This is a genomic window from Paucilactobacillus salsurae, assembly GCF_054784995.1.
Genome location: NZ_BAAHWX010000002.1, coordinates 221,946 through 248,431, shown reverse-complemented (window position 1 = coordinate 248,431; position 26,486 = coordinate 221,946). Strand labels below are relative to the sequence as shown.

Here is a 26,486-nt window from a genome sequence, read left to right as displayed (position 1 = left end):
TCCACCCGTTCGAATAATTTAGCATTATGTAATTGTTAACCGTTGTTGCTCATTTACAGCGTTATCTAAAATTAGATTCAAGATGCTGTTAAATTTATATTTTATCCGCACGATGTTTATGTCCTAAACATTGTAACATAGAATGACATTAATAGTGAAATTGAATGTCAAAAGGCATCAAAAAAGTCAATGCCACCAACAATTAAAATTGTGGTGACGTTGACTAATATCAATAATTTACATCCTTATGAAACTGCCAATTGATCATGTTGTTGCTGTTCCCATGTTGACCAATCAATTTCCGGATTACCTGTTTCATAAAATTTTTGATTCAAGTGTTGCAGAATTTCAAAGTATTCCTGGTAAGATTGATGAATACTTACCTGAACCAAAAGTGGTCCCGATAAATAGCGATTCCGTTCAAGCACATCATTAATATCGCTCACTAAATTACCGACTTTGAAATTGGTCATAATTTCTAAATCGCTTCTTTTAAATAGTTGAACATAAAAATCGATAAACCCTAAAATCGCTTTTTTTTGATTTTCTTGATCAAGTTGGTCAATGGTTAATAGTTGGTTACTACTCATTAATACCGTCTCCTTTAGACAAACCCTTTAACCACTCTTAATGCTAGCACAACTTTGACCAACCTGCTTAATCATTGCTCAAAAAAGGACCTAAGTCCCGCGGCTTAGGTCTTTATGAAGGTGACCGGGTTAGTTGAAATTCAATAATTTGAAGTTTCAAAAAACTGGTTGTAATTCTGATCGATTTCTTATTAACTCTGTGAGTTAACAATCAAGCGCTCTCGCACTGTTTAAATTTTGTTCAATTTACTGCAACACGTTATCACAACATTGACTAATCGTCTTGCGGGATAGTTTATTCCCGGTACTTAATACCTTCATGCTTAGATTATCACAAGTTACCAAAATTCGGTAGCTTATTTGTTTGGTATCAGTCGCAAAATCGTTGTGCCATTCTTAACAATCGCAAAAACATTGTGGTCAGGATCATCTTCAAGTGGTCCCATGTTAATAGCTGGATCACCATCAATTTCTTCCATTGATATGAATCGTTCAATATTGACCTTGCGGACAACGTCCATCATTTCTTTATGTTCCAATGATTTTCGCACTGCAACTGGCAATGTAAAACCGTCATCCAAAAATTTTTTGATGATTACTACTTTAACAATCGTTAATAGTTGATACTTTCGATTTTTTCCTGCTGAACTTTGAATCGGCGAAATGTAGTGTTTACTTTCCCAATAACGTAGTTGGCTCTGCGAAACACCTGAAATACGTGATAAATCACCAATTCCTAATTGAAATGACGGTTTGCCAAACAGGCCCTTCATCTCTTTAGTTATTTTAGGCAAAACGTTCGCTCCTTTTAATTTGTAAAAATTATTATGTTTTCTTGATTTAGTATATATTTTCTAATTTCTTTGTCAAGTTTATTGACAACGGATAAATTTTGGCCTATATTAAGACGCATGCTTAATTAATACATTGAAATGAAAAGAGGTTTTTTACGTTGAACGGTAAAGCAATCGACGTTAACGGAAAACCCTATAATCGAACAATGATGATTGTTCTATTATTAGTTGGTGTTTTCTGTACGGTACTTAATCAAACGATTTTAACAACTGCCTTTCCTGCTTTAATGAAGGCTTTTGACATCACAACGTCTACTGTTCAGTGGCTCACGACAGGATTCTTAATGGTAAATGGCATTATGATTCCTGTGAGTGCCTACTTGAGTAGTAGATTTAATTCTAAGTGGCTCTATATTGTCGCCATGAGTATTTTTGAGATTGGAACAGTGCTTGCTTGGACTGCACCTAATTTCGGTATTTTGCTGACTGCCCGCCTTATTCAAGCAATTGGTGTCGGAATTGCAATGCCACTCTTGCAAACAATCATGTTAACAATTTTCCCAGCTAATAAACGTGGTGCTGCCATGGGAATGGCCGGTATTGTGGTTGGTCTCGCACCAGCCCTCGGCCCAACCTTATCTGGTTGGATTATTGATAACTATTCATGGCGAGATTTGTTCGGCATGATCGTCCCAATTATGGCGATTGTCATTCTCGGCAGTTTCTTCTTTATGAAGAGTGTTATTGAGACGTCACATCCTAAATTAGATTTAATTTCATTGATCTTATCAACCGCCGGATTTGGTAGTATGCTGTATGGCTTTTCTTCTGTCGGTGACAAAGGTTGGGATGATCCAGTGGTCATTGCTACCATTGTAGTTGGTGCTATTTTGATTGTGTTATTCGGGATTCGTCAGCTACGAGTCGATCAACCCTTCTTACAAATTAAAGTCTTTAAATCAGTCGAATTTTCGATTGCAACTGCATTAAGTTCCATTGTTACAATGGCGATGGTTGGTGTTGAAATGGTAATTCCATTGTACTTGCAAATTGTGCATGGCATGTCAGCCTTTCATTCTGGATTAACCCTGTTAGCCGGCGCGCTAATGATGGGGTTAATGAGTCCAATCACTGGAAATTTATTTGATAAATATGGTGCCAAACGCTTGGCAATTTGTGGGATGTTCTTATTAACTATTGGTACTTTACCATTTGTTTGGATTACAAAAGACACCCCAACCATTTACATTGTCTTCTTATACGCCGTTCGGATGTTTGGTATTTCAATGGTCATGATGCCTGTCACAACTTCTGGTATGAACGCCTTATCAGTAGACATGATTTCACACGGGACAGCCGTTAACAACACTACGCGTCAAGTGGCTAGTTCAGTTGGTACAGCCATCTTGGTATCTGTTTTAACAAACGTGACCAAAAACAATATGCCTAGCAAGTCATTGTTAACGCAAACGCCATTTTCATATAAAACTGCAGCTATGAATGCAACTATGAGCGGTTATCATGCAGCATTTTGGATTGCTATCGGCTTTAGTGTGATTGGCTTTGTTGTTGCCTTTTTCTTAAAGGGTTCTAACAGCAATAAAAAAGCAACTCGACAAGTTAATGCAGATCAAGGAGGTGTTGACTAATGGTTTTAATTTTATTAGTTATCGGCGCGATTACCTTCTTTTTGGCATTCATGTTCACCTTTAAGCCAGCGTCTAGAATAGTGGCCATTTTAATATCAGGGATTATCTTAATTGGTTCAACCACTTTAATGGTGACTAACTATCATGATCACTTCGGTATGCATAAAGTCACAACAACAACTACCAAAACAATCTACAGTGCATCAAATTCAAAACAAATGCCGTTAGCCTTATATAAACCAGTTGGAACTTCGGGTAAAAATGACGTGTTCATTTATAATGATAAAGAAACCCAAAAGACACCTAGTCATACACAAGCTAATGAGTTCACACATAATAAAATCAAGTGGACCAATAAGCAAACAGCGACACTTAAGACCACTGAAACACGTTGGGTATATAAAAACAATTTCTACAAATTACTCTTTAAATGGTCCAATATGAATCATCAGTTGATTAAACGGACCAACACCTTTAACTACCCTAAAACTTACGTCAAAATTACAACGGCGCAAGCTGCTAAATTAAAGAAGCAAATGGGTAGTCAGAGTGCCAAAGCACAAATGCAAGCTCAAGGAAAAGCATTTGTGGAAGGCAAAGTTAAAGCAGCAATGATGAAAAACCCACAACTCTCAGCAACAGATCAAGCTAAGATTGTACAACAAGCTCAGATTGAATATCAATCTCAAGCATTGAAACAAGCTGTTAAGCAAATGAAATAAAAACTAATAAAAGATGTTCAGGAATGAACATCTTTTTTTGTTTGACATTAAAATTTGATGAGAGTTGTGCTAAACTATTTATCATTACTACTAATGGGAGGAACGCCAACATGAATGATGATTTAAGTTTTGCCAGTGGCGTAAAAGACGTTGTGCCAACACTTTTTGGCTATATTGGCATTGGTTTTGCATACGGCGTAGTTGCTCAAACCGCCCATTTAAATTTACTGGCCATTAGCCTCTTATGTTTAGTGGTTTATGCCGGCTCTGCGCAATTTGCCATTACTGCTATGTTAAGTGCTACGAGTCCAATTTCAGCCATTGTATTATCTACTTTTTTAATCAACTCACGTATGATTTTAATGAGTACTTCAATGGCTCAGTATTTTAAAAATGAATCCTTCAAGCAAAATGTCGCCATCGGAACATTACTAACCGATGAAACATTTGCCCTGGGCATGAATAAAGTCGCTTTTACGCACGGTAAACTAACCCCGCGTTGGTTTAATACCACCAATGTGATTGCTTATTTAGTTTGGTGGCTAGCCTGCATTGTTGGGGCTTTAGCTGGTAAACTAATTACCAATCCTCAAGCACTCGGGCTTGATTTTGCTGTCGTGGCGATGTTTATCGGCTTATTATATCTGCAAATGATTGGCGATCGCCGTCGAAAGTTGCGCGTTCAACTCGAGGTTATTTTGATTGTGACTGTTTCTTTGTTTGTATTGGGTCGATTTTTAAATACGGAAATTGCATTATTAATGGCAGCAATTATTGGTTGCGGTGGTGGAATGGCGGTGGAAAAATGGCACTAAGCACTTATACATTATTGGTTATTCTAGGTTGTGGTCTGGTGACATGGCTCTCGCGGGTTGTGCCATTTGTACTGGTGAAACAGTTTAGTCTGCCTGATGTCCTTGTTAAATTTTTATCATTTGTTCCCGTAGCCATCATGACCGCACTTTGTGTTCAAAGTTTATTAACCTTTAAAGTTGGCCAATGGCCCATGATTAACTGGGAAAATTTTTTAGCCGCGATTCCAACTTTTTTGGCGGCAATCATCAGTAAAAGTTTGCTGATTATTGCGATTGTCGGCGTTATTTCAATGGCCATCATCAGAATTTTCATTTAAAAAATGAGATATTTTAAAATATCTCATTTTTTGTTTGTGATGATTGTTTGCATATCTTCAGGAATTGGCACAGTAAACTGGCGAGTTTGCTCTGCAATCGGATCATAAAATTGTAAGTAATAGGCATGTAGTGCCTGGCGCTGCATTAAAGTTGTCTGACCACCATAGAGTTCATCCCCAATAATCGGTGCTAAAAATTGGGCACAATGAACGCGAATTTGATGGGTGCGACCAGTATGGAGCATCACTTCTAGCAACGACCAGTTTTGCCCGCTATCAAGAGACCAAAACTCAGTCTGCGACTTTTGGCCACCTTGGGCAATCTGGCGGGCAATTTGGCCAGAAACGCGCAGAATACCAGCATCTATCAGGCCGTGTTGCATCGCTACTGCGGTGCCAACCAGAGCCTGATATTTTTTAATCATCGTATGTTGCTCTACTTGTTCATTAATTAAACTTTGTGCCAACCTATTCTTGGCAATTAACACAATTCCCGATGTAAATCGATCTAAGCGTGTGATCATATGCGGACGCAGGTTTTTTTCTCCTTGGCTGATTAGATAACCCTTTACACGATTTAACAACGTATCTGTTTGATTAGTTGGTCCAGGAATCGTACTTAAATCTGCCGGTTTATTAACTACCAGCCATGATGCATCTTCATAGACCACTGTCACTGGTTGATTACTGACGTGAACAGCAGGATCTTCTTTTTCATCGTTTAACTTGACCGTTACACTTGCCTGTGGAGCCAAACTCGCACTACTAGCAACTGGTTGTCCATTAATTAAAAATGTCCCCGCTCCTTGATTAATAGCCGAAATTAGACGATGGCCCATTTTTTTACTTTGCAAAAATTGCTTTAAATTGATTGTTTGATTGGTGTTGTTTGTCCAAATAATTTTCATCGTTACACTCCTCTGATTAGAGTAGCAAATTAACTTCATTAAAAAAAGACTTTTTGCTGAATCGGGTGTTTTTCCTTGCAAATTTTAACTGTCAGTATTATTGTTACAGTTGAACAAAGGAATAGAAAGGTGATTGTTATGACAAATGTTTTAATTTTAGGTGCTGCCGGCCAAATTGCACAATTTGCTGAAGCCGATTTAATGGAAAATACTGATTATCATTTAACTTATTATCTGCGTAACGCAGGACGCATTTCAGTTTCAGATGCTTCACGTCAATCAGTTATCGAAGGCGATACAACCGATCAAGCGCAACTGGAAAGTGCTCTTGACAATATTGATGTGGTTTATGCCAATTTAGCTGGTTCCAACATTAAACAACAGGCCCAAACTCTTGTAAACGCAATGCATACCAAGAAAGTAACCCGTTTAATTTGGATTTCAACTTTAGGTATTTATGACGAAGTTCCTGGAGAATTTGGTAAGTGGAATAATGCCACTTTGCAAGGTTATCTACAAAATTATGCTGCCGCAGCTAAGGTTTTGGAAGATTCAGATCTCGACTATACCTTAATTCGACCAGCATGGTTGACTAATAAAGATGAAGTTGACTATGAAACGACCCAAAAAGGTGAAGCTTTTAAGGGGACTGAGGTTTCCCGCAAGAGTATTGGTGTTTTAGTCAGTCACATTGTTCAACATCCAAGTGAATCTGTTCGTGCTTCATTAGGTGTGAATAAACCAAACACAGATGGACCAAAACCTGCTTGGTACTAAATTGGTACTAAAAATGAAAGAATCATGACAATTTGCTTGTCATGATTCTTTTTTAATCTTCAATTGTGGCACCAAGGACATTTTTAAAATGATCAAGTGCCCATTGATTGCCCTCATCTGTTAAAGCTGCCACTGCACCTTGGTGAATAATCAAGTTGTAGTTCAAATTATACGCATCAACTGCCGTGTGTAGCACACAAATATCGGTACAAACCCCTACTAAGTGCAGTGTATCAACATGTCGTTCACGCAAACGCAAATCTAAATCAGTCCCAGCAAAGGCACTATAGCGGGTTTTATCATACATATAGACTTGTTCGTCATTTTGATGGGCTGTGAACCAATCTTGTAGTTCACCATAAAACTGTCTGCCCCACGTGTTAACAACGTTGTGAGGTGGAAATAATTTACTTTCTGGATGATACGGATCATTAGGAACGTGCACATCGGTTGGTAAAATGACCCAACCGCCATTTTGATTAATTTCATTGGCAATCGAAATTAATTGAGGTTCAATAATTTGTCCGGGTTTGCCCACAGTCAGCGCACCCTTATCAGCAACAAAATCGTTCGTGTAATCGACAATCAGTAAGGCTTCATTAGCACTCATATTCATCCTCCAATTAGGTTAATTAAGGTTATGTTATTTGTACCACGTGTACGCCAAAAAAACCACTATTTAAAAAAAATACTTACGAGAAAAATTTTTTTATGATAGTGTAATCTCTTGTCGGGCATTTTAAAAGAGAAAGATAGATATGAAGGGAGTTTTATTTATGATGGATACAAATATTGAAGAAACAACAACGCACCACCAAAACGCGGTTATTTCTGTCAACAAACCATTTTTAGCCATGTTTGGCTTATTAATAGGTGGTTTTGTTGGCATGCTCAGTGAAACTGCACTTAATATTGCGTTGCCGAATTTAATGGTTAATCTCAACGTTAGTGTTGCAACTGCTCAATGGTTGGTCACTGGTTACATGTTAGTAATTGGGGTGGTTTTACCACTTTCCAGTTTGCTAGCACATTGGTTTTCAACTCGGCAATTAATTATTTTTGCCTTAATTGATTTTATTGTGGGGGCTTTAATTTCAGCAGTTGCGCCTACGTTTACAATTTTATTAATTGGCCGAATGATTCAGGGAATTGCAACCGGACTAATTTTACCGTTGTTATTTACGGTGGCCGCATTAATTTTTCCACCCCATAAATTAGGTGCCGCAATGGGTATGATTGGCTTAGTTATCATGTTTGCCCCTGCAGTTGGTCCTACGTTAGCTGGACTCATCATCGGTGTCTCGAATTGGCATTTTATTTTTTGGCTATTTATTCCGTTTTTGTTAATTGGTCTCTATTTAGTGCTTAAGTATTTACCCAATGTGATGAAAATTACTAAACCAGCTATCGATTGGTTGTCGATTATTTTATCAACTGTTGGTTTTGGTAGTCTCGTGACTGCTGTTAGTTTAGCAAGTGCTCAAGGTTGGGGTTCACCAATCGTCTTAGGATTATTGATTTTTGCCCTAGCCATTATTGCGGTTTATATTGGTCGGCAACTTCACACCTCAACACCAATTTTAAACTTCACTATTTTTAAATCACCACGCTTCACTACTGGTGCGATTTTAGTCATGCTAGACTTTGGGATTATCCTATCAAGCATGTACCTTTTGCCAATGTTTTGGCAAAAAGGAATTGCCATTCCTGTTGCGTTAACTGGAATCGTGATGTTACCGGGTGGTGTCGTGAATGCAATCGTTTCAGCCATGTCAGGTAATCTATATGAACGGATTAACGTCAAAATTTTGGCAGTTAGTGGCTTTGTGATTTCAATCATTGGTATTGTGATGCTAATGTTCGCGCAAGCTAATTCACCAATCTGGTACGTGATTGTAGCTCACATCATTTTAATGGTTGGTGCACCGCTCGCAATGTCACCTTCCCAGACTTTTGCACTTAATGCATTAGATCCTATGACCACCAGCGATGGCAGTACCATTATGAATACGTTCCAACAAATCATTGGTGCTGTATCTACCGCCGTTGCTACCAGCTTATTGGCACTTGGACAAGCAATGAGCAAGACAAGTGCAGGTAATCAACAGATTGCCTTTACAAACGGTGTCCATCTTGGATTGTGGTTCACACTTGCTTTAGCAGTACTTGCGTTAATCATTTCTTTGACCTTAAAAAATAATCAAAATGCCACTGCATAAAAATGACACAAATAAAGAGCAGATTCTGATCGAAAGAATCTGCTCTTTTAATTTTATTCTTATCTAACATCAAATCCAGCGTCAGTTAACGTTGACTTAATCCCATCTCGATTAGTTGAATCAACATGCACTTCAACAATCTTTTCTGTCTTTCGATCTGTTACAACTACTGTTAAAATACTGTAGTTTTGTTTTGCTAAGGCATCACTAATCTTAGCAATCACACCTACTGAATCCTTTTTAACAATAATTGAAACACTAGTACCGCCGCGCCCGTAGCCAGCAATGTTCAAGAATGCGTCAAAAATGTCGTTATTCGTAATAATTCCGACAAGTTCGTCACCATCTTTTACTGGCAATACACCGATATTGTTTTTTCGCATTTCATAAATTGCATCTTCCAAAACCGCATCCTGTTGAACGACTTTAACGTCTTTTTCCATCACGTCTTCAACCGTAGTCTTGTTTAATAAATAATTAGCTTCGTACACCGATAAACTAGTGGCTTTAGAGGGTAATGCACGTTGAATGGTACCTTCTGTCACCAAGCCAACTAATTTACCATTATCAATCACTGGCAACCGGTGAATATTATTCGTCTTCATTAAATCAACGGCATCCGTCACCCGTGTTGTTGGTCGTACCGTAATTAAATCCGTTGTCATAAAGTCTGTTACGCTCATGATTTGTTAACCTCCCAAATATGCCTTTTGCACGTCTTCATTTGCTAATAGTTCTTTACCAGTTCCGGTCATTAAGATATTCCCAGTAGCTAGTACATAGCCACGATCTGCAATTGACAATGCCTTAGATGCATTTTGTTCAATTAACAAAACCGTTGTGCCTTGTTTTTGAATTTCTTGAATAATATCAAAAATTTCATTAATAAAAATTGGGGCTAATCCCATTGATGGTTCATCTAACAATAATAATTTGGGCTTTGACATCAAGGCGCGACCCATGGCGAGCATTTGTTGCTCACCACCTGAAAGCGTGGCAGCATCTTGATTTTTACGTTCTTTCAAAACTGGAAAACGTTCAAAAACGGCGTCATAGTCTTTCTTTAAACCGTCACGGTCTTTTCGTAAGAAAGCACCCATTTGCAGATTTTCCATTACCGTTAAACCAGGGAAAATGTGTCGTCCTTCAGGCACTTGAGAAATACCACCAGAAACAGTCTTTTGCGATTTTTGTTTCTGAATTTCTTTACCCTCATAGATAATTTTACCACCGGCAGGATGAAGTAACCCGGAAATGGTCTTGAGAATCGTTGTTTTTCCGGCACCATTGGCACCAATTAGCGACACAATTTCACCCTCATTAACTTCAAAATTAACTTTTTTAACAGCGTGAATCACACCGTAATTGACAGATAAATCTTCGACCTTCAACAACATTATGATTCACCCCCTAGATAAGCTTTAATAACTCGTTCGTTTTGTTGAATTTCAGTTGGTGTACCCTCAGCAATTAATTGCCCATATTCCAACACATAAATGCGTTGGGCAATGTTCATAACTAGAGACATATCATGTTCGATCAGTAATACCGTAATGTGAAATTCGCGTTGAATTTTGCGAATCAAACTAGTTAAATCAGCTGTTTCTTCAGGATTCATACCCGCCGCTGGTTCATCCAAAAACAAGATTTTTGGCTTCGTTGCTAAAGCCCGGACAATTTCAAGTCGCCGTTGTGCTCCATAGGGGAGGTTTTTGGCGAGATTATCAATTTGATCTTGCATATCGAAAATAGCTAATAAATCGATGGCTTCTTTACGAAGAGCATCTTCTTTTTTATAAAAAGATGGAAAACGCAAGACACTTTCAAAAAAGCCTTCTTTGTTTTTCGCTGTCATTGCAATCAGAACGTTATCTAGCACTGTCATTTCACTAAATAAACGAATATTTTGAAAAGTACGAGCTAGTCCAGCCTGTGCGACTTTATATGGCTTAACTTTATTGAGAATTTGCAGGCCATTATCAGTCTGTAATGCAATCGTTCCTTCTGAAGGAATAATTTGACCGGTTAACAGGTTAAATAGCGTCGTCTTTCCGGCACCATTGGGTCCAATTAATGCAACGAGTTCATCATCATTAAGATGCATCGTCACGTTGGAAACTGCTGTTAGACCACCAAAATTTTTGGTTAATTCTTTCACATCTAGTAAAGTCATCTAAGCGTCCCCCTTTTGTTTTGATTTGCTACCAAAACGGTTAAAGAGTTGGCGTACAGAAAATTCCCACGTACCAAGTAATCCTGATGGTTTAAAGACCATTAGTAGGATCAACGCAAATGAATAAAGCACCATCCGCAGGGTTCCAAAGTTTTGAAGTACCATATCCAAAATTCCTAGAACCGCTGCAGCTACGAATGTTCCCGTAATACTACCAATTCCACCTAGAACAACGATAATCAAAATATTGATGGATTCCATGATACCAAAATCGGTTGGCGCAATTGTTTGAATGTAGTTGGCATGTAATGCACCACCGATGGCAGCAGTTGCTGCACCAATGACAAACGCAATAACCTTCCACTTAGTTGTGTTAACACCCATTGATTCTGAGGCAATTTCATTTTCACGAATGGACATAACAGCTCGACCATCTCGACTGTGAATGAAGTTAACAATAATCAAAGTCGTAATGCAGACACAGACATAGACAACAGGCCAAGTAGCTAACATTGGAATGTTATAAAGGCCAGCAGGTCCATTAGTAATTTTCAAGTTATTCATGATAATCCGAATAATTTCAGCGACACCCATTGTGGCAATGGCCAGATAGTCACCATCAAGACGTAGGGTTGGAATACCAACTGCCAAAGCAACTAATGCTGAAACAGCTGCACCGACCAGCATCCCAATGAGCATCCCTAAAGGCGTTGCCATTGAAGACGTGATCAAAGCACAGACATAGGCACCAATCGCCATAAATCCAGCGTGACCCAGTGAAAATTGACCAGAAAACCCAATAATTAAATTGAGCCCAGTGGCTAAAATAATGTTAATACCAATCAAAACTAAGGTTGTCTCGGCGAACTGATCAATGACGCCAGCTACTTCCAAGACGTTAATCACAATGTAGCCAACAACCATGATCGCAAGCCACACGAAATTGTATTTGAGATTTTTTTTCATGTTTGTCGCCTACACTTTCTCTTTTATTTTTCTACCCAAAATTCCGGCAGGTTTGATGAGCAAAATTAGAATCAATACTGCGTAAACAGCAGCATCTTTGAACGCTGAAAAGCCAAGGGATTGCATCAAAGTTTCCAAGAAACCAATGACAAATCCACCAATAGCAGCACCAGGAATTAAACCAATTCCACCTAAAACAGCGGCAACGAAGGCTTTGATACCAGGTGTCATTCCCATCAATGGGTCAATTGAGTTGTAATAAAGCCCAATCATAACACCAGCTGCACCAGCTAGTGCTGACCCTAAAGCAAACGTAAATGAAATTGTTCGATCAATGTTAATTCCAATTAATTGTGCGGCATCAGGATCAACTGATACAGCCCGCATTGCTTTTCCCATTTTAGTTTTTCTAATAATAAACTGGAGCAATACCATCAAAACAATTGAAACAACCAAAATTAAAATTTGAATATTTGAAATGCCAACTTGGCTGATATGATAGGTATGAACCTTCATTGCTTGAGGAAAATCGCGAACGTTTGAAGTAAAGAGGTACGCCATCCCATTTTCAAGCAAGAATGAAACACCAATCGCAGTAATCAAAGCCGCAATTCTTGGTGAATTTCTGAGTGGTCGGTAAGCTAAATATTCAATTACGACCCCGACCATGGCACAAAAGATCATTGAAGTAATCAATGCTAGCCAAAAGTTAAAATGCAGTTGATTAATAACGTAGTAACCCCAAAAGGCACCCAGCATGTAAATATCACCATGCGCGAAGTTAATCAGCTTAATAATGCCATACACCATTGTGTACCCGAGTGCTAGTAGCGCATAAATACTTCCTAGTGACAGGCCATTAACAACTTGTTGCAAAAAAGTATGCACAATGTTCCACTTCCATTTCTAATTAGTCTTTTAAACAAGAAAAGTACATCAAAGTTTGGTTGAACTCACGTTTAATCACATTACAAACTGGATTGTTTACCTGTTGATAATGTTGATCATTTGGAACCGCCCTTTGTGTACTTTTTTAATCTTTAATATTTAATAACTAGTCGTTATTTAACAGCTGTGGCACTGTCTTCAGTACCATTCACAATCTTAGCAACGATAACTTGCTTTTGTGGGTTGTGCATCTTATCCATTGAGATAGTTCCAGTCACACCCTTGAAGTTCTTCAACTTACTTAAGCCAGTTGCAATCTTAGTTGAGTCCGCAGACTTTTGATTTTCAATGGCATCTTTAATCATGTAAGTTGCATCGTAAGCAAGTGCATCGAATGTCCCAGCATCTTCATGATACTTAGCTTTGTATGCTTTCATGTAAGCTGTTGCTTTAGCATTTTTGTTAGCCTTGGCATCGAAGTGAGTTGTGTAGTAAAGGTTTGTGGCATTTGACTTACCAGCAATCTTAACTAACTTAGGATCAGCAAAGCCGTCAGCACCAACGATTGGTGCATTAATACCCATTTGACGAGCTTGCTTAACAATCAAACCAGCTTCTGAGTAGTAACCAGGAACGAAGAGTGCATCAAAGTTCTTACCCTTCATCTTAGTCAAAACAGAGTTGAAGTCTTTATCACCAGATTGATAGTATTGTGTTTCAACAACTTGTCCTTTAAATTCTTTCTTAAAGGCCTTGGTCAATCCTTGGGCATAGTCTGTTGACTTGTCACCTAAAATAGCAACTTTCTTCAAATGTAAATCGTTATAAACGTACTTAGCTAAAGCTTTACCTTGATAACTATCTTCAAAACATGAACGGAACATATATGGTTGAACTTTACCATTCTTTTGTGCCGTTAATGAATCTTGTGTACCACCTGGTGTGATATAAGGTACCTTTGCTTTAGTATAGTTTGGCAAGGCAGCAAGCCCTGCTCCTGAAGTAATTGGTCCAATTACAGCATTAACTTTGCTTTGGGTCGTCAAGTTAGAGGCAACTTGGGCGGCTGAAGAATTATCAGATTTGTTGTCTTTTTCGACCAACTTCATCTTCATCTTCTTGCTACCAACTTTAACGCCACCGTCTTTGTTAATTTGTGCAACGGCTAATTTAACCCCACGTTCCATTGCAGATCCATAAGCAGCTGATGAACCGGATAATTCAAAGTTACCACCTAATTTAATGGTATTTCCACTTTGCTTGTTACCACCACCCGCAGCTGATGAACTACAACCTGACAAAACAAAAGTGCTGACTAACGCTAATACGCCTAGCGTTTTGAGAAATTTCTTTCCACGCATAACCTACATCCCCTATGTATTAAAATTAAAATATGATTATGTAATCTAATCATTTTCTAATAAACTACCATAACGAGATGGTCGAGTCAATGTTATTTTGCATCTTAATTGCCTATGATAACGGTTACAAGCATTGATAATTACGGATTTTTGAATTATTAAAATTTTCTCATTTAAAAAGGAATCTTGATATTATCAAGATTCCTTCACGGATTATTTTATCCTTGTGTCGCATTATGCGTGTGATTTGGTGCTACATCTGCGAATTTATTTAAAATTTTCATATCTTCTGCTGTAATTGAAAAATCCAATTGCGCATTTTCACGAATATGTTCCTCTGAAACGGCTTTCGGTAAAGGTAAAACACCATTTTCGATACAAAAACGCAATGCTAATTGTGACACGCTGACACCATAGCGTTCAGCAATGGCATTCATTTGTTCATTTTGAACTAGATCACCAGTTGCAAGTGGTGAATACGCTTCAACCAAAATATTATTTTTTTGGGCAAATTTAGTCGTTTTGGGTTCTGTATAGCCGACATAATATTGAATTTGATCAACCATCGGCTGAACATCTGTATTTTCAATCAGATTTTTTAAATCATGAACATTGAAATTAGAAACACCAATCGCTTTAACTCGTCCAGTTTCATACAAATGTTCCATTGCGCGCCAGACATCAATATTTTGTTCATCGTGATCAGTACCGATTGCAGACCATGGCCAAGGGGCGTGAATCAAGTATAAATCAAGATACTCTAACCCTAAATTCTTCATGGTTCGATCAAAGGCCTGTAGTGTTGCATTATAGCCTTTAATTTGAGCTGGTAATTTTGATGTGACAAAAACTTCGTGACGATCAATTTTCGAATCTTTAACGGCGTTTCCGACACTACTTTCATTGGCATATGCTTGCGCAGTATCGATATGACGATACCCCATTTGTAAAGCAGTTGCAACAGCTTTGTAGGCTGTCTGTCCTGCCGGAATTTGCCAAGTTCCAAATCCCACTTTGGGAATCTCAATATTATTTGCTATTTGAAACTTTTCATTCAAAACGCTCAAAATCTGCACCCCATTTTCGGCTGGTATTATTTTATGAACGACGACGTAAACTAAAGCGTCAGGCTTAATGATTGGATTTTTTGCCTGAAATCATTATACTACTTGTAAATTGAATTAAAAGGAGACAGCCCAATGGAATTATTTGTCACTGATTCTGCATTGACATTTATGAAACCAAAATTAACTAATAACCCAGTTATTTTGCTTAGTTATGACGATGGTGTTGGTCCTTATTCACCACACGGTTTAGTTGCCTTACAAATTGCATTCAAATTAGTTCTGATTAGTAAAGATATGCCAAAAAAAGACTATAACGTAGTCGTTCACTCAAATATTGGTGACCTCTATGTTAAAGATTATTCTCAACGATTTTTAGGTGATCATTTAACCATCAAGTTAAATGAAAACTATCAAGTTTTATCGTTAACTGATGACAGTGAAGTCATTGAAGATAACTTACAAATTGTGGATTATCGATCATAAAAAAGAAGTGTAACCACTGGTTACACTTCTTTTTGCGGATCTGCGTCATCCTTTAAACTAATCACAATTAGGTTGGTAATTAATAACGCAACTAAAAATAAACTAAAGATCATAATCACCGACCAATTCATTTTAATTAAATTACCTACGAGCATGGTTGCTAATGCACCACCTACTTGACTAAACCCACATGCTAAGCCCATTGCTGTAGCACGTGAAAAAACTGGATACTGTTCAGCCGTGTATACCTGAATAATGCCCCATGAACCCAGACTAAAAAATGAAGCTAATAGACCAGAAAACAGTAATATGTTTTTTTGAGTTGTGACCGCAAATAAAATCGCACCAATTGCGATACCAACTGAGAAAATACTAATCACCACTTTACGACCTATTTTTTCAACTAACCAAGCGGCTAAATAATAACCGGGAATTTGGACAATTGTGATGAGTAATGTATACCAGTAACTGTTAACAGCACTGTGACCTCTCATCATAATCAAAGTCGGAAACCAAAAAACAATGCCACAGTAGGCAAACATCACCATGAACCAACAAATACATAATTTTAGCGTGAGTGTAATATATGGTTTTTTAAAAATTTGATTGAGTGGTGTGAGGAAGTGCTCTTTTTTAACATGCGTACCAGTAGCACCATCAACACTTTTTACCAGATAAAAAGCATAGAAAAATGCTAATGCAGGGACTAGTGAGGCTAGTCGCCAACCACCCAACGGAATAATGCGATAGGAACTTATTGTTGCCACTAACCATCCTAATGACCAAAATATGCCTAATAAAATGACGGCTTTACTACGAAATTTAGGTGTCATACTCTCAAATAGAAAAGTAATAATAACCGGTAATTCACCACCAGTTCCGATACCGCTAAAAAAGCGCAGCATCAAAAACAACTGAAAATTATCAATGATTGCACAAAGACCTGTACTGATTGAAAATAGGAGCATCATCACAATCAAAATCGTTTTACGATTCACTTGATCGGCTAAAAGGCCAGATATCAGTGCACCAATGACAATACCAAATAAAGTAATCAGACCAACCCAATTTGTTTGACCGGATGTCAGTTGCCAATCCTTTTGAATGGCGGTGACAACAAATGTCAATAATCCCAAATCTAACGCATTAAAAAACCAAGCAATTCCAAGACTAAATGAAGATCGTTTCGTTGCCGTCCCGTCCATTGTTTCAGCCCCCCCGACACCCCTAAATAAAAAACACCCTCAAAGTTGCATTTAGTAAACTACAACAGGGGGTGTCGTGTCAATAAATTTGCTCAACAGCTAATTTACCGCGGTTTATTTAATTTTGGTTGCTTTCACAATTGTACCATGTTGAATTTCTTCAATCGCAATTGTTTTTTGTGGATTATGTTTCTTATCAACTGTCATTGTACCACTGACACCATGGAAGTCTTTGATCTTAGCAAGACCGTTAGCGATTTTAACTGAGTTAGCTGATTTTTCTGATTCAATTGACCTTTTAATCATATAAACTGTGTCGTACCCAAGCGCTGAAAATGTTGGTGCATCTTCATTGTACTTGGCTTTGTAATTTTTAATAAAGGCACTAGCTTTTGGATCGCTTTCCGCTGCTTTAGTTGAGAATGGTGTGGTGTAGTAAATGTCATTGGCGTTGCTCTTACCGGAAATTTTAACAAATTTAGGATCTGCCATGCCATCTGTACCAACGATTGGTTGTTTGATGCCCATTTGGCGAGCTTGTTTAACAATCATCCCGATTTCTGAGTAGTAACCTGGAGCAAAGATTGCATCAAATTTTTGATTCTTAATTTGCGTCAATGTGGCATTGAAATCCTTGTCGCCTGATTGGAAGTATTCAGTTTTAACAATCGTACCTGAGAAATCCTTCTTAAATTCTTTGGCAAGTCCAGTGGCATAATCAGTTGATTTGTCAGCCAAAATCACAACTTTTTTAGCTTTTAGGTTGTTGCTAACAAATTTAGAAACAACCTTACCTTGGAAGTTATTTTGATATTCAGCCCTGAAAACGTAAGGTTGTACTTTGCCATCTTTTTGCAATGTGTAATTGTAATCTGATGCTGATGGACTAAATGCGGGAACCTTAGCTTTGGTGATGGCTGGCATTGCAGCTGTACCAGTATTCGTAGTTGCAGGTCCGATGACTGAAACTACTTTATCATTATTGACCAGTTTAGAAACAACTGAGGCTGATTCTGAGGTACTTGTTTTGTTATCTCGATAAATCATTTGAATCTTCTTCTTTGATTTACCAACCTTAATTCCGCCATCTTTATTGATTTCTTGGGCTGCCAATGCAATCCCATTCTTTTCAGCTTGGCCATAAGCACCGGCGTTACCAGAAAGTTCCATGTTAACCCCGATCTTAATAGTTTTACCCGGATTGTTTCCCTCAGTCTTAGCTGAGGTACACCCTGCCATCGTTGTGCCAATTGTTGCGACTACCGTCAATACTGTTGCCATTTTCATAAATTTCTTCATAATCTTCACTCCTCAAAATAATTGTTGAAATAATTTCTAAACCCAATCTGCGTAAATCAGTTATGTATAATGCTGTCTCGCACCTCCCAAAGGCAATAAAAAAACCTCATTCCATGAATGAGGTTGATGTTATTTCTTGGTATCGTCCTCATTACTAAAAACATAAATAAGGGCTTACCAAATTGATTTTTTAAATCATCAATTTACTAGGTCCTTGGTTTTTAATAATAAGGCTAAATTTTGAATTGAGAAGCTATTGATTGTTTGTGTTGTTTTAATGATCATCGTGAACTTCCTCCTTCAAATTTTATTGCATCGTTTATTTCGTGAAACTGCTGAATTGCAACTCGCAATTTCTTGATGGGTTTAAGATTATAGAAAAAAGATTAGAAAGTCAACAAAAATTTCTAATCTTTTTTTAATTTATTTAAAATCAATATTTTTAATCAGCATTTAAGCATTGATACATCAGTATTTACTGGTTTTTAAAAAAATAACGTTTTCTTTGAATTCATTTTTTTAATCTTTAAAAATGAGAATTTAAAAAAATTTGTCTCAGGGCTACCGGTTGTGCGATTCTTTTGCTATAATTATTTACATGCTTGTTTAGCTCAGTTGGTAGAGCAACGCTCTAGTAAAGCGTAGGTCGCTGGTTCAAGTCCAGTAACAAGCATTTTTAAAACGACGTGATTGGATTCGCGTAGTTTTTTGTTTTTTTAAAATCACTTAAAATCAAATTCATTAAGCTCGTCTCGGTAAAAAAGCATTAATTCCCTGTTCTCTTAACGAAAACCACAGCGGCCCCCAAGCGTTAGAAGTTCTTTTAGGCTTCATACCATTCGCAATACGATCCATCTGTTGTTCATAATAACTTAAACCGATTAATGATCCAACTTTTTTATCTAACATTTTAAATCCTGTAGTTAAATGATCTAGCTCAATATTTGAAAATTGATTAGAAATAATTTGATTTGGTAAGTCTGGAATTAACGCCAATGTTCTGCCCATTCCTACCATTTCAGCCTCTTTATTTACAATCGCCTTAGTCATCCCCTCAACACTATGAAAACCCCCAGTAACTACAACCGGTACATTAACATCAATTTTTGCTTTAGCTGCAAAATTCACAAAAAAAGCTCCTTTGTTTGTAGTTGATTGCATCACTGGTGATTCATAATTACCACCAGATATTTCAATTAAATCGACTCCCATATTTGCCATTGTATGGATGACTTCAATAGAATCTTCTTCTGTAAAGCCACCCTCTACAAAATCAGAGGAATTAATCTTTAATCCAATTGGAAAATTAACACCAACTTGCTGTCGAACAGCTGAATAAATTTCTTTGATAATTCGCATACGATTTTCAAGAGCACCACCATATTCATCAGTTCTTCTATTCACTAATGGCGATAAAAACTGGTTTAACAAATACCCATGAGCAGCATGAATTTCTACACCACCAAATCCAGCTCTTTGTACAACCCCTGCAGCAATCGCAAAACGATTCACAATATCATGTATTTCAGCTACCGATAGCGCTCTTGGTTTGTTGAAACCAAAAGCATTTTCCCCAGAAAGGGGAACTTCACTGGGAGCAACAGGATGCTTGCTAATTGTTTTTGGTGATTGTCGCCCTGGATGATTCAACTGTACCCACGTTTGAGTTCCATTAATTTTGCCAGCTAAAGCCCATTGCTTTAACATCTCCATGTTTTGATCATTCTCAATAACGACATTACCAACCTCACCTCGTGCATGAGAGTCAATCATCACGTTTCCCGTAATTAACAATCCAGTACCACCTTGTGCCCAAGTTCGATAAAGTGACACTAGTTTTTTGGTTGGTGCAAAATTTTTATCACCCATTGTTTCAGACATAGCTGGTTTATAAATTCGATTTTTAATGACTACTCCGTTTTGTAAAGTAAGTGGGTTAAATAATTGTAAATTTGTCATATTTTATCTCCGTTCAAGTGTTTAATAATTTAAACCTTTAGTTTTAAAATAAAAGCCTAACTAGGCTTTTTTCTTTCCAAAATTAACATCGTTTTCTAATGACGCTGTCAATTCTTTCATAAGTACTAATGCATCATCCATATGCGCTGTATAGTACCTTTCAGTTCCTCGTTTTGTCACCACTACTAAGCCTGCATCTAACAACAGTTTCAGATGGTGGGAAACCGCCGGACGTGATAATTCGAGTTGATCAGTAATTTCATTAACTGTCATCTGGTTGCCTCGGCAAAGCATCACAATAATCTGCTGGCGATTTGGATCAATCATCATATTGAATGCAGGTATACCTTTTTTAAATAGTGCCATTGTCTTTTGTGCCACTAAATTACCTCCTATTTCAATTGTTGGATTAATAATTGTGCGGTTTCACGAACGGAAAACGGATTTTGACCCGTAATGAGTTGACCATCTTGAACCGCAAAAGATTTATAAGCGCGCTTTTTTTCAAAAAGTGCACCGTGTGCCTCAGCCACCTCTTTGTTTAAGAATGGCACAATTTGTTTTTTTCCAGCCAGTATTTCTTCGTTTGTAGTAAACCCAGTGACATGTTTATTGGTAATTAGGTAGTCACCATTTTCTTTTTTTATATTCAGTAATCCAGCTATCCCATGACACACTGAAGTCACATACCCACCTTGATTAAAAATTTGCATTGTTATTACTTGTAACTGTTGATTATTAAAGAAATCCCACATGACGCCGTGTCCACCAGTATAATAAATAGCTGCATAATCTTCAGTGTTGATGTCACTAGGTTTTAATGTTTTTGCAAGGCCACGTTGGATAAAGTCTTGACTCTCATAAACTTTCATAATATCTGTATCGACATACTTCATACTTCTTGGATCGATGGGCACAAACCCACCTTTTGGACTTACGTAGTCGACCTCAATACCATTATTTTGCATTTCATCGGTAAATTCTGTCGCTTCACCTAGCCATAATCCAGTTGGATCTACCGACTTGCCATAGTGACTGACATTTGTTTCCACCATTAATATTTTTTTCATAAATTCGCTTCCGTTTAAAGGTTTAAACATATTAAAACAAGATTAAGTTTACTTGTCAAGTTTAAGCTTGTATACTGACTAACTTGATGTCAACAAAGCCACTCAATGACATGCATTGAGTGGCTTTGTTAAATTTGTAATTTTATTCATATTCGATTGTCGAAGGTGGCTTGCTCGTGACGTCATAGAGTATGCGATTAACGTGTTTAACTTCATTAACAATGCGCACCGAGACGTCTTGTAAAACTTCCCATGGCACACGGGCAAAATCGGCTGTCATACCATCGATAGAAGTAACGGCACGAATTGCCACGGCGTAATCATAAGTACGGCCATCTCCCATTACACCAACACTCCTAATCCCAGGAAGGACAGTAAAGTATTGCCAAACGGTCTCGTCTAGTCCCGCATTTTTAAATTCTTCGCGTAAAATAGCATCACTATCACGAACAATTTCCAGTTTTTCTGGCGTGATGGCACCAATGACACGAATACCTAACCCTGGTCCAGGGAATGGTTGGCGCCAAACTAGATCATGTGGCATCCCCAATTTCTCACCTAATTCACGTGCTTCATCTTTAAAAAGACTACGTAATGGTTCGATCAATTCGAAATGCATATCTTCTGGCAAACCGCCAACATTGTGATGCGATTTGATCGTTTGCGCAGTATCTGTCCCACTTTCAATCACATCTGTATACAGCGTACCCTGCGCAAGAAAATCAATACCCTCGAGTTTTTGCGCTTCATCATTAAACACTTGAATAAACTCGTTACCAATAATTTTTCGTTTTTGTTCTGGCTCTGTAACACCTTCAAGTTTACTTAAAAAGCGTTCTTGGGCATCAACCTTAATAATATTCAGTCCAAATTTACCTTCAAGACTGTCCATCACTTGATCAGCTTCATTTTTACGTAATAAGCCATGATCCACAAAAATACTAGTCAATTGGTTGCCAATGGCTTTGTGTAATAAGACGCCGACAACACTGGAATCTACACCACCAGATAAACCAAGCAGCACTTTTTTATCGCCCACTGTTTGACGAATGTGTTCAATTTGGAGATCAATGAAATCATCCATGGTCCAATTAGCCCGTGCTTCACACACTTCAAATGCAAAGTGTTTCAGAATCTCACTGCCAAACTGTGTGTTTTGCACTTCAGTATGGAATTGTAGCCCATAGAATTTTCGCTGATCATCAGCCATTGCAGAGATCGGACAATTAACACTGGTAGCCACAGACTTAAAGCCATCTGGTACCTTCGTCACAAGATCACCATGGCTCATCCAAACATATTGTTTTTTTGGTAGACCTTGAAACATGACTGCATTTTCGTCGGTCACTTCAATATCTGCGTGACCATATTCGGAGTTATCAGCATTTTCAACCTGACCACCATCAAGTTTATAAGCCATTAACTGCATCCCATAACAGATACCTAAAATGGGAATGCCCAGCTCAAAAATTTCACTGTCCACATCAAACGCATCGGGGGCATAAACACTGTTTGGCCCACCAGAAAAGATAATCCCTTTAGGATGTATCTTTTTTATTTCTTGTGCAGTAATTTTGTGCGACAACAACTCTGAATAGATACCAAAATCACGAATTCGACGCGTAATCAACTGGTTATATTGACTACCAAAGTCTAAAACAATGATTTTATCAAATGCATCCATGTTTACATTTGCCAAAAAAGCCACCTCTTTATTTTTTCTAATATTACCATTCTACTTGGTCTGATAATACGGGTCAATGACTATGAGAACTATTTCAGAATTCGTTTTTTAATTATCTATTTACGTAAATAGATCTTGTTAATAATATGATGTTTGGTTTTATGAAGAATCACATCCGCACGATTACGTGTTGGTAAAATAAATTCTTCCAGATTTTTTAAATCGATATCTTTCCAAACTTTCTTAGCCATTTTAAAAGCATCCGCACGATCACCAATTGCATATGGGTAGTAGTAATTAGTTGGATCACGAAATGCGGATCTGAGTAACAAACTAAAACGTTCTAAATACCATTGTTCAATTAATTCCGGTTGTGCATCAACGTAAACGGAAAAATCAAAGAAATCACTGACATATAATTGCTGATTAGACGGTAATTGTAACGTATTAATTCCTTCGACAATTAAAATATCAGGTTGTTCAATTCGTTGCATCGCGCCTGGTACAATATCATAAGTCGCGTGAGAATACACGGGCGATTTAACTATATCTACTCCGGATTTAACGTCATTTAAAAAGGTTAATAGTTTTTCCATATCATACGATTCTGGAAATCCTTTTCGCTCCAACAAATTACGTTTTTTTAATTCTGCATTTGAAAACAAAAATCCATCAGTGGTAATCATTTCAACTTTTTTATTATCAAGTAGACGTTGCAAAAGTAGCGTTATTAATCTTGCAGTTGTACTTTTTCCAACAGCCACCGGCCCCGAAATGCCAATAATGAACGGTACGCGTCTTTGTTTAATTTGCAGAAAATCTGTTTTTTCATTTTGCCATTTTAAATACTGGAAAAATTGTAATTTCACTAGTTGCACTAGTGGTAAATATATATAATCGACATCTTCGAGCGAAATTCGGTCATTTAAAGCTTTAATTTGGTCTAAACCCTCCTGGCTCAGTTCCACGCGTCCGTTGGGATAAAAGCTCTTCCATTTTTCTCTATCAAATTGGTAAAAATTAACCCGATCTTCCATCAAATTGTTCCTCAACATTCAATTAATAATTTCCTGTTATATTTTAACACAAGCGCTTTCATTTGCAGAAAAAAAAGGAAGTCAAACGTCACAGTTACGACTTCCGTTAATATTTTCATTATTTAACTTTTGGAAAAACTAAGTCTTTAATATCCTTCAATTCTGGTGCATCTGTTGTGAAATCATCAATGGTAGTTTGCCCATCATTTTTCTTAATCACGCTGGTTGAATTTTTTGACTGGGCCTTCTTTAAATTCTGCAAACTCTTCTGTAAGTTGTAGGTAAAGTCCTTCTTATTAACTTTCTTAAAGCCCTTTGGCGTATAGAATCGTAGTAAATCACCATTCACCACTTTATCCGACAAATCAAGTTGCGTCGTTACATATTTTTGATCTTTAGCAACGGCTTTCTTTTGACTTGCCGTCAATTTGGTTAGTTGTTTACCAGTTTTCGTGTCATAGGTCTTGCCACCATACTTGGTAAACTTGTCTGAGACAAAATCTCCATTTCGAAAGGCAACGACTTGTTTTCGATTTGGTGCTAATAGATCATGGCCAAACTGAACATATCGATTAGCATCAATGCCTAATAGATTTTCAATGGTTGGTAAGACATCAATTTCACCACCATACGTATGGTTAATGCCACCCTTCAAGCCAGGCATTTGAATCATGAAGGGCACTTTTTGGAACATTGCCAAATCATAGTTGGTGACTTTTTTCTTACCTGTAATTTCTGCAATAGCTGGCTTATGATTATTTGAAATGCCGTAATGATCACCATACAGCACAATCATACTATTATCTTTCAAACCACTCTTATCAAGATAATCATAAAATTCACCAATTGATTCATCTAAGTAACGCGCAGTTTGGACGTATGGATCAACTGTGTCGTCACCCGTTTTCCATCCTGAAATATCCTTATTATCCTTATCCAAGATATATGGATAGTGGTTAGTAACCGTTATTAATTTTGCGTAGAACGGTTGTGGTAATTGTTCAATGTAATGGGTTGATTCCTTTAGGAAGATTTTATCCTTGATTCCGTAACCCGCATCATAATTCTTTACCTTTGGATAATATGCTTTGCTAATAAAGTACTGGTAGCCAAATGATTTATAGGCATTATCACGGTTCCAGAAACTAGGCACATCCCCATGAAACGAAGCAGTTGTGTAGCCCTTTTGATCCAAAATGGCCGGAGCAGCCTGGAACGTATTAGTCGTTCCATCAGTGACCATCGCAGATCCTTCTGGTAATCCAAACAAAGAGTTTTCCAACATTAGTTCAGCATCCGCTGTTTTTCCTTGTCCAACTTGATTGAAGAAATTATCGAAAGCGACCGTATCACTCGAGTGATAGATCTTATTTAAATTAGGGGTAACCTCTTGGCCGTCCCACTTATAATCAATAATAAATTGTTGCAAACTTTCCAAATGAATCACAAAGACATTCTTACCATTGGCAACGCCTTTATATTGAATGTCTGAATTTGATTTGTTTTTATTTAAAAATTTTAAAACTGGTTTAATATCTGAGTTGTTGGCTTTTGCCTTTACAGCACTGTTTTGGGTGGTTTTAACACCGTCATACACCGCATAGGCGTTAATCCCTAGATATTTAACAATATAGTTACTATCAAATGTCCGCGTTAACAGTTGTGAGCGGTTAGTTTCAGCCATAGCCAGGTTAGCGCCAAATAAAAGAACTGAAAAGACACTAATGACACCTGCGTACCTTAATCTAAAATATCGTGTATCGATTCTAATAAGATGAAATGCTAACAAGACGATTAATAAAACGACGTCAGCATACACCATAAAGTCTGAAGGACGTAGAATTCCGAGCAAACTCTTACCGAGATTGTTGGAAACTGATCCAGAACCTTTCATCACGTTAAACGTTAAAAAATCTGAAAATTCACGATAATAAAGGATATTCGCGAATAGCCAAGTTGAAAGCAATGCATTGAAAACAAGCATCAACCAGTAGGCTAGGCGTCCTCTAAAATATAAGGCGATTCCAATGACCAAAATTGCAGCTGGAAACGGGTTTAGCATCAGTAGAAAATGCTGCATGCTATCTGAAACACCTAACGTGAACTTATTTTGATAAGCCCACACACTCTTAATTGCAAATAATACAACCGTGAGAATAAAAAAGCCCATCCGCGTATTTAAGGCGGCGCTTGTCTTTTTTAGCACAGTTTTCATAATCTTTCCTCCATCTAAAATACTGCCAATTTCCATCATAACCTATTAACACTGGATATCAATTTTTTTATTGAAAAGTTTCTAAAAAGTTTAGAAATTCGTCACATTTTTTTCGTGAAGTGTAATAATCTTACAGCTCATTTTACAGATTTTTATCGTTTGAAACCACAATATTTAAAAAATTTTTTTTAATGATTTTGATAACATTTTCTTACACTTCTTTTTTGAAAATTCAATTTTAGTAAGTTTACTTATCGAGTGCTTAGATAAAACTAATTTATGAAAACC

The 26,486-nt window shown here is 37.4% G+C and carries 26 protein-coding genes and 1 tRNA gene; 8 read left to right on the top strand and 19 right to left on the bottom strand.

Going from position 1 to position 26,486, the window contains the following annotated elements; all coding sequences use genetic code 11:
• Window positions 1–245 precede the first annotated feature (245 nt).
• Both ACYVQZ_RS03170 and ACYVQZ_RS03165 read right to left on the bottom strand, forming a co-directional pair.
• Window positions 246–590 carry a hypothetical protein gene (locus tag ACYVQZ_RS03170; RefSeq protein WP_461239944.1) on the bottom strand — a complete coding sequence of 115 codons (345 nt, stop codon included), beginning with the start codon at window positions 588–590 and terminating at the stop codon, window positions 246–248.
• A 356-nt stretch (window positions 591–946) separates the two neighbouring features.
• Window positions 947–1,384 (bottom strand): MerR family transcriptional regulator, encoded by a 438-nt coding sequence (locus ACYVQZ_RS03165; protein ID WP_461239943.1) that lies wholly within the window; start codon window positions 1,382–1,384, stop codon window positions 947–949.
• Between the two features lie 206 nt (window positions 1,385–1,590).
• On the opposite strand from ACYVQZ_RS03165, the gene ACYVQZ_RS03160 reads away from it, so the two are divergent.
• The 4 genes from ACYVQZ_RS03160 to ACYVQZ_RS03145 all read left to right on the top strand — a co-directional run bounded on the left by ACYVQZ_RS03160 (window position 1,591) and on the right by ACYVQZ_RS03145 (window position 4,887).
• The gene (locus tag ACYVQZ_RS03160; RefSeq protein ID WP_461240038.1) at window positions 1,591–3,033 is read left to right on the top strand and encodes an MDR family MFS transporter; all 1,443 of its coding nucleotides are present in this window, start codon (window positions 1,591–1,593) and stop codon (window positions 3,031–3,033) included.
• The gene (locus ACYVQZ_RS03155) at window positions 3,033–3,755 is read left to right on the top strand and encodes a DUF4811 domain-containing protein (protein WP_461239942.1); all 723 of its coding nucleotides are present in this window, start codon (window positions 3,033–3,035) and stop codon (window positions 3,753–3,755) included. The genes ACYVQZ_RS03160 and ACYVQZ_RS03155 overlap by 1 nt, the downstream gene beginning before the upstream one ends.
• Window positions 3,756–3,865: 110 nt before the next feature.
• A complete protein-coding gene (locus ACYVQZ_RS03150) occupies window positions 3,866–4,570 on the top strand; it encodes an AzlC family ABC transporter permease (protein ID WP_461239941.1) in 705 nt (234 codons plus the stop codon).
• Window positions 4,561–4,887 carry an AzlD domain-containing protein gene (locus ACYVQZ_RS03145; protein WP_461239940.1) on the top strand — a complete coding sequence of 109 codons (327 nt, stop codon included), beginning with the start codon at window positions 4,561–4,563 and terminating at the stop codon, window positions 4,885–4,887. The genes ACYVQZ_RS03150 and ACYVQZ_RS03145 overlap by 10 nt, the downstream gene beginning before the upstream one ends.
• A 23-nt stretch (window positions 4,888–4,910) precedes the next feature.
• On the opposite strand, the gene ACYVQZ_RS03140 is transcribed toward ACYVQZ_RS03145, so the two are convergent.
• Window positions 4,911–5,795, bottom strand: coding sequence for an RluA family pseudouridine synthase (locus tag ACYVQZ_RS03140; RefSeq protein ID WP_461239939.1), 885 nt, complete (start codon window positions 5,793–5,795; stop codon window positions 4,911–4,913).
• A 138-nt stretch (window positions 5,796–5,933) separates the two neighbouring features.
• Here ACYVQZ_RS03140 and ACYVQZ_RS03135 point away from each other — a divergent pair, with 138 nt between their 5' ends.
• On the top strand, window positions 5,934–6,572 hold the full coding sequence (locus tag ACYVQZ_RS03135; protein ID WP_461239938.1) for an SDR family oxidoreductase: 639 nt from the start codon (window positions 5,934–5,936) through the stop codon (window positions 6,570–6,572).
• Between the two features lie 52 nt (window positions 6,573–6,624).
• On the opposite strand, the gene ACYVQZ_RS03130 is transcribed toward ACYVQZ_RS03135, so the two are convergent.
• Entirely contained in the window at window positions 6,625–7,182 is a 558-nt protein-coding gene (locus tag ACYVQZ_RS03130; RefSeq protein ID WP_461239937.1) for a cysteine hydrolase family protein, read from the bottom strand.
• Between the two features lie 169 nt (window positions 7,183–7,351).
• Here ACYVQZ_RS03130 and ACYVQZ_RS03125 point away from each other — a divergent pair, with 169 nt between their 5' ends.
• Window positions 7,352–8,791, top strand: a complete 1,440-nt coding sequence (locus ACYVQZ_RS03125) for a DHA2 family efflux MFS transporter permease subunit (RefSeq protein WP_461240037.1) — start codon at window positions 7,352–7,354, stop codon at window positions 8,789–8,791.
• Between the two features lie 59 nt (window positions 8,792–8,850).
• On the opposite strand, the gene ACYVQZ_RS03120 is transcribed toward ACYVQZ_RS03125, so the two are convergent.
• The 7 genes from ACYVQZ_RS03120 to ACYVQZ_RS03090 all read right to left on the bottom strand — a co-directional run bounded on the left by ACYVQZ_RS03120 (window position 8,851) and on the right by ACYVQZ_RS03090 (window position 15,246).
• On the bottom strand, window positions 8,851–9,474 hold the full coding sequence (locus ACYVQZ_RS03120; RefSeq protein ID WP_461239936.1) for a CBS domain-containing protein: 624 nt from the start codon (window positions 9,472–9,474) through the stop codon (window positions 8,851–8,853).
• A gap of 6 nt (window positions 9,475–9,480) precedes the next feature.
• Entirely contained in the window at window positions 9,481–10,191 is a 711-nt protein-coding gene (locus ACYVQZ_RS03115; RefSeq protein WP_461240036.1) for an ABC transporter ATP-binding protein, read from the bottom strand.
• Window positions 10,188–10,964, bottom strand: coding sequence for an ABC transporter ATP-binding protein (locus ACYVQZ_RS03110; RefSeq protein ID WP_461239935.1), 777 nt, complete (start codon window positions 10,962–10,964; stop codon window positions 10,188–10,190). The genes ACYVQZ_RS03115 and ACYVQZ_RS03110 overlap by 4 nt, the downstream gene beginning before the upstream one ends.
• Window positions 10,965–11,930: a branched-chain amino acid ABC transporter permease gene (locus ACYVQZ_RS03105; protein WP_461239934.1), complete on the bottom strand. Its 966-nt coding sequence runs from the start codon at window positions 11,928–11,930 to the stop codon at window positions 10,965–10,967.
• Window positions 11,931–11,939: 9 nt separating this feature from the next.
• Entirely contained in the window at window positions 11,940–12,818 is an 879-nt protein-coding gene (locus tag ACYVQZ_RS03100) for a branched-chain amino acid ABC transporter permease (RefSeq protein WP_461239933.1), read from the bottom strand.
• 173 nt (window positions 12,819–12,991) lie between these two features.
• On the bottom strand, window positions 12,992–14,179 hold the full coding sequence (locus ACYVQZ_RS03095; RefSeq protein WP_461239932.1) for an ABC transporter substrate-binding protein: 1,188 nt from the start codon (window positions 14,177–14,179) through the stop codon (window positions 12,992–12,994).
• A gap of 218 nt (window positions 14,180–14,397) precedes the next feature.
• Complete coding sequence (locus ACYVQZ_RS03090; protein ID WP_461239931.1) at window positions 14,398–15,246, bottom strand: aldo/keto reductase; 849 nt, start codon at window positions 15,244–15,246, stop codon at window positions 14,398–14,400.
• Between the two features lie 132 nt (window positions 15,247–15,378).
• Between ACYVQZ_RS03090 and ACYVQZ_RS03085 the strand changes: the two genes are divergently transcribed.
• Window positions 15,379–15,729 (top strand): iron-sulfur cluster biosynthesis family protein, encoded by a 351-nt coding sequence (locus tag ACYVQZ_RS03085; protein ID WP_461239930.1) that lies wholly within the window; start codon window positions 15,379–15,381, stop codon window positions 15,727–15,729.
• 20 nt (window positions 15,730–15,749) lie between these two features.
• On the opposite strand, the gene ACYVQZ_RS03080 is transcribed toward ACYVQZ_RS03085, so the two are convergent.
• Together ACYVQZ_RS03080 and ACYVQZ_RS03075 are read right to left on the bottom strand one after the other, a co-directional pair.
• Window positions 15,750–16,934, bottom strand: coding sequence for an MFS transporter (locus ACYVQZ_RS03080; RefSeq protein ID WP_461239929.1), 1,185 nt, complete (start codon window positions 16,932–16,934; stop codon window positions 15,750–15,752).
• A 114-nt stretch (window positions 16,935–17,048) separates the two neighbouring features.
• Entirely contained in the window at window positions 17,049–18,236 is a 1,188-nt protein-coding gene (locus ACYVQZ_RS03075) for an ABC transporter substrate-binding protein (protein ID WP_461240035.1), read from the bottom strand.
• 597 nt (window positions 18,237–18,833) lie between these two features.
• Here ACYVQZ_RS03075 and ACYVQZ_RS03070 point away from each other — a divergent pair.
• A tRNA-Thr gene (locus ACYVQZ_RS03070) sits at window positions 18,834–18,906 on the top strand.
• Between the two features lie 68 nt (window positions 18,907–18,974).
• Here ACYVQZ_RS03070 and ACYVQZ_RS03065 read toward each other — a convergent pair.
• The 6 genes from ACYVQZ_RS03065 to ACYVQZ_RS03040 form a co-directional block, all read right to left on the bottom strand.
• Complete coding sequence (locus tag ACYVQZ_RS03065; protein WP_461239928.1) at window positions 18,975–20,192, bottom strand: NADH:flavin oxidoreductase/NADH oxidase family protein; 1,218 nt, start codon at window positions 20,190–20,192, stop codon at window positions 18,975–18,977.
• Between the two features lie 60 nt (window positions 20,193–20,252).
• Entirely contained in the window at window positions 20,253–20,573 is a 321-nt protein-coding gene (locus ACYVQZ_RS03060) for an ArsR/SmtB family transcription factor (RefSeq protein ID WP_461239927.1), read from the bottom strand.
• Between the two features lie 11 nt (window positions 20,574–20,584).
• Window positions 20,585–21,262 carry a type 1 glutamine amidotransferase domain-containing protein gene (locus ACYVQZ_RS03055; protein WP_461239926.1) on the bottom strand — a complete coding sequence of 226 codons (678 nt, stop codon included), beginning with the start codon at window positions 21,260–21,262 and terminating at the stop codon, window positions 20,585–20,587.
• Between the two features lie 142 nt (window positions 21,263–21,404).
• Window positions 21,405–22,961 (bottom strand): glutamine-hydrolyzing GMP synthase, encoded by a 1,557-nt coding sequence (gene guaA, locus ACYVQZ_RS03050; protein ID WP_461239925.1) that lies wholly within the window; start codon window positions 22,959–22,961, stop codon window positions 21,405–21,407.
• A 101-nt stretch (window positions 22,962–23,062) separates the two neighbouring features.
• Window positions 23,063–23,983, bottom strand: coding sequence for a type I pantothenate kinase (gene coaA / locus ACYVQZ_RS03045; RefSeq protein WP_461239924.1), 921 nt, complete (start codon window positions 23,981–23,983; stop codon window positions 23,063–23,065).
• Window positions 23,984–24,101: 118 nt separating this feature from the next.
• Entirely contained in the window at window positions 24,102–26,198 is a 2,097-nt protein-coding gene (locus ACYVQZ_RS03040; protein ID WP_461239923.1) for an LTA synthase family protein, read from the bottom strand.
• Between the last annotated feature and the right edge of the window lie 288 nt (window positions 26,199–26,486).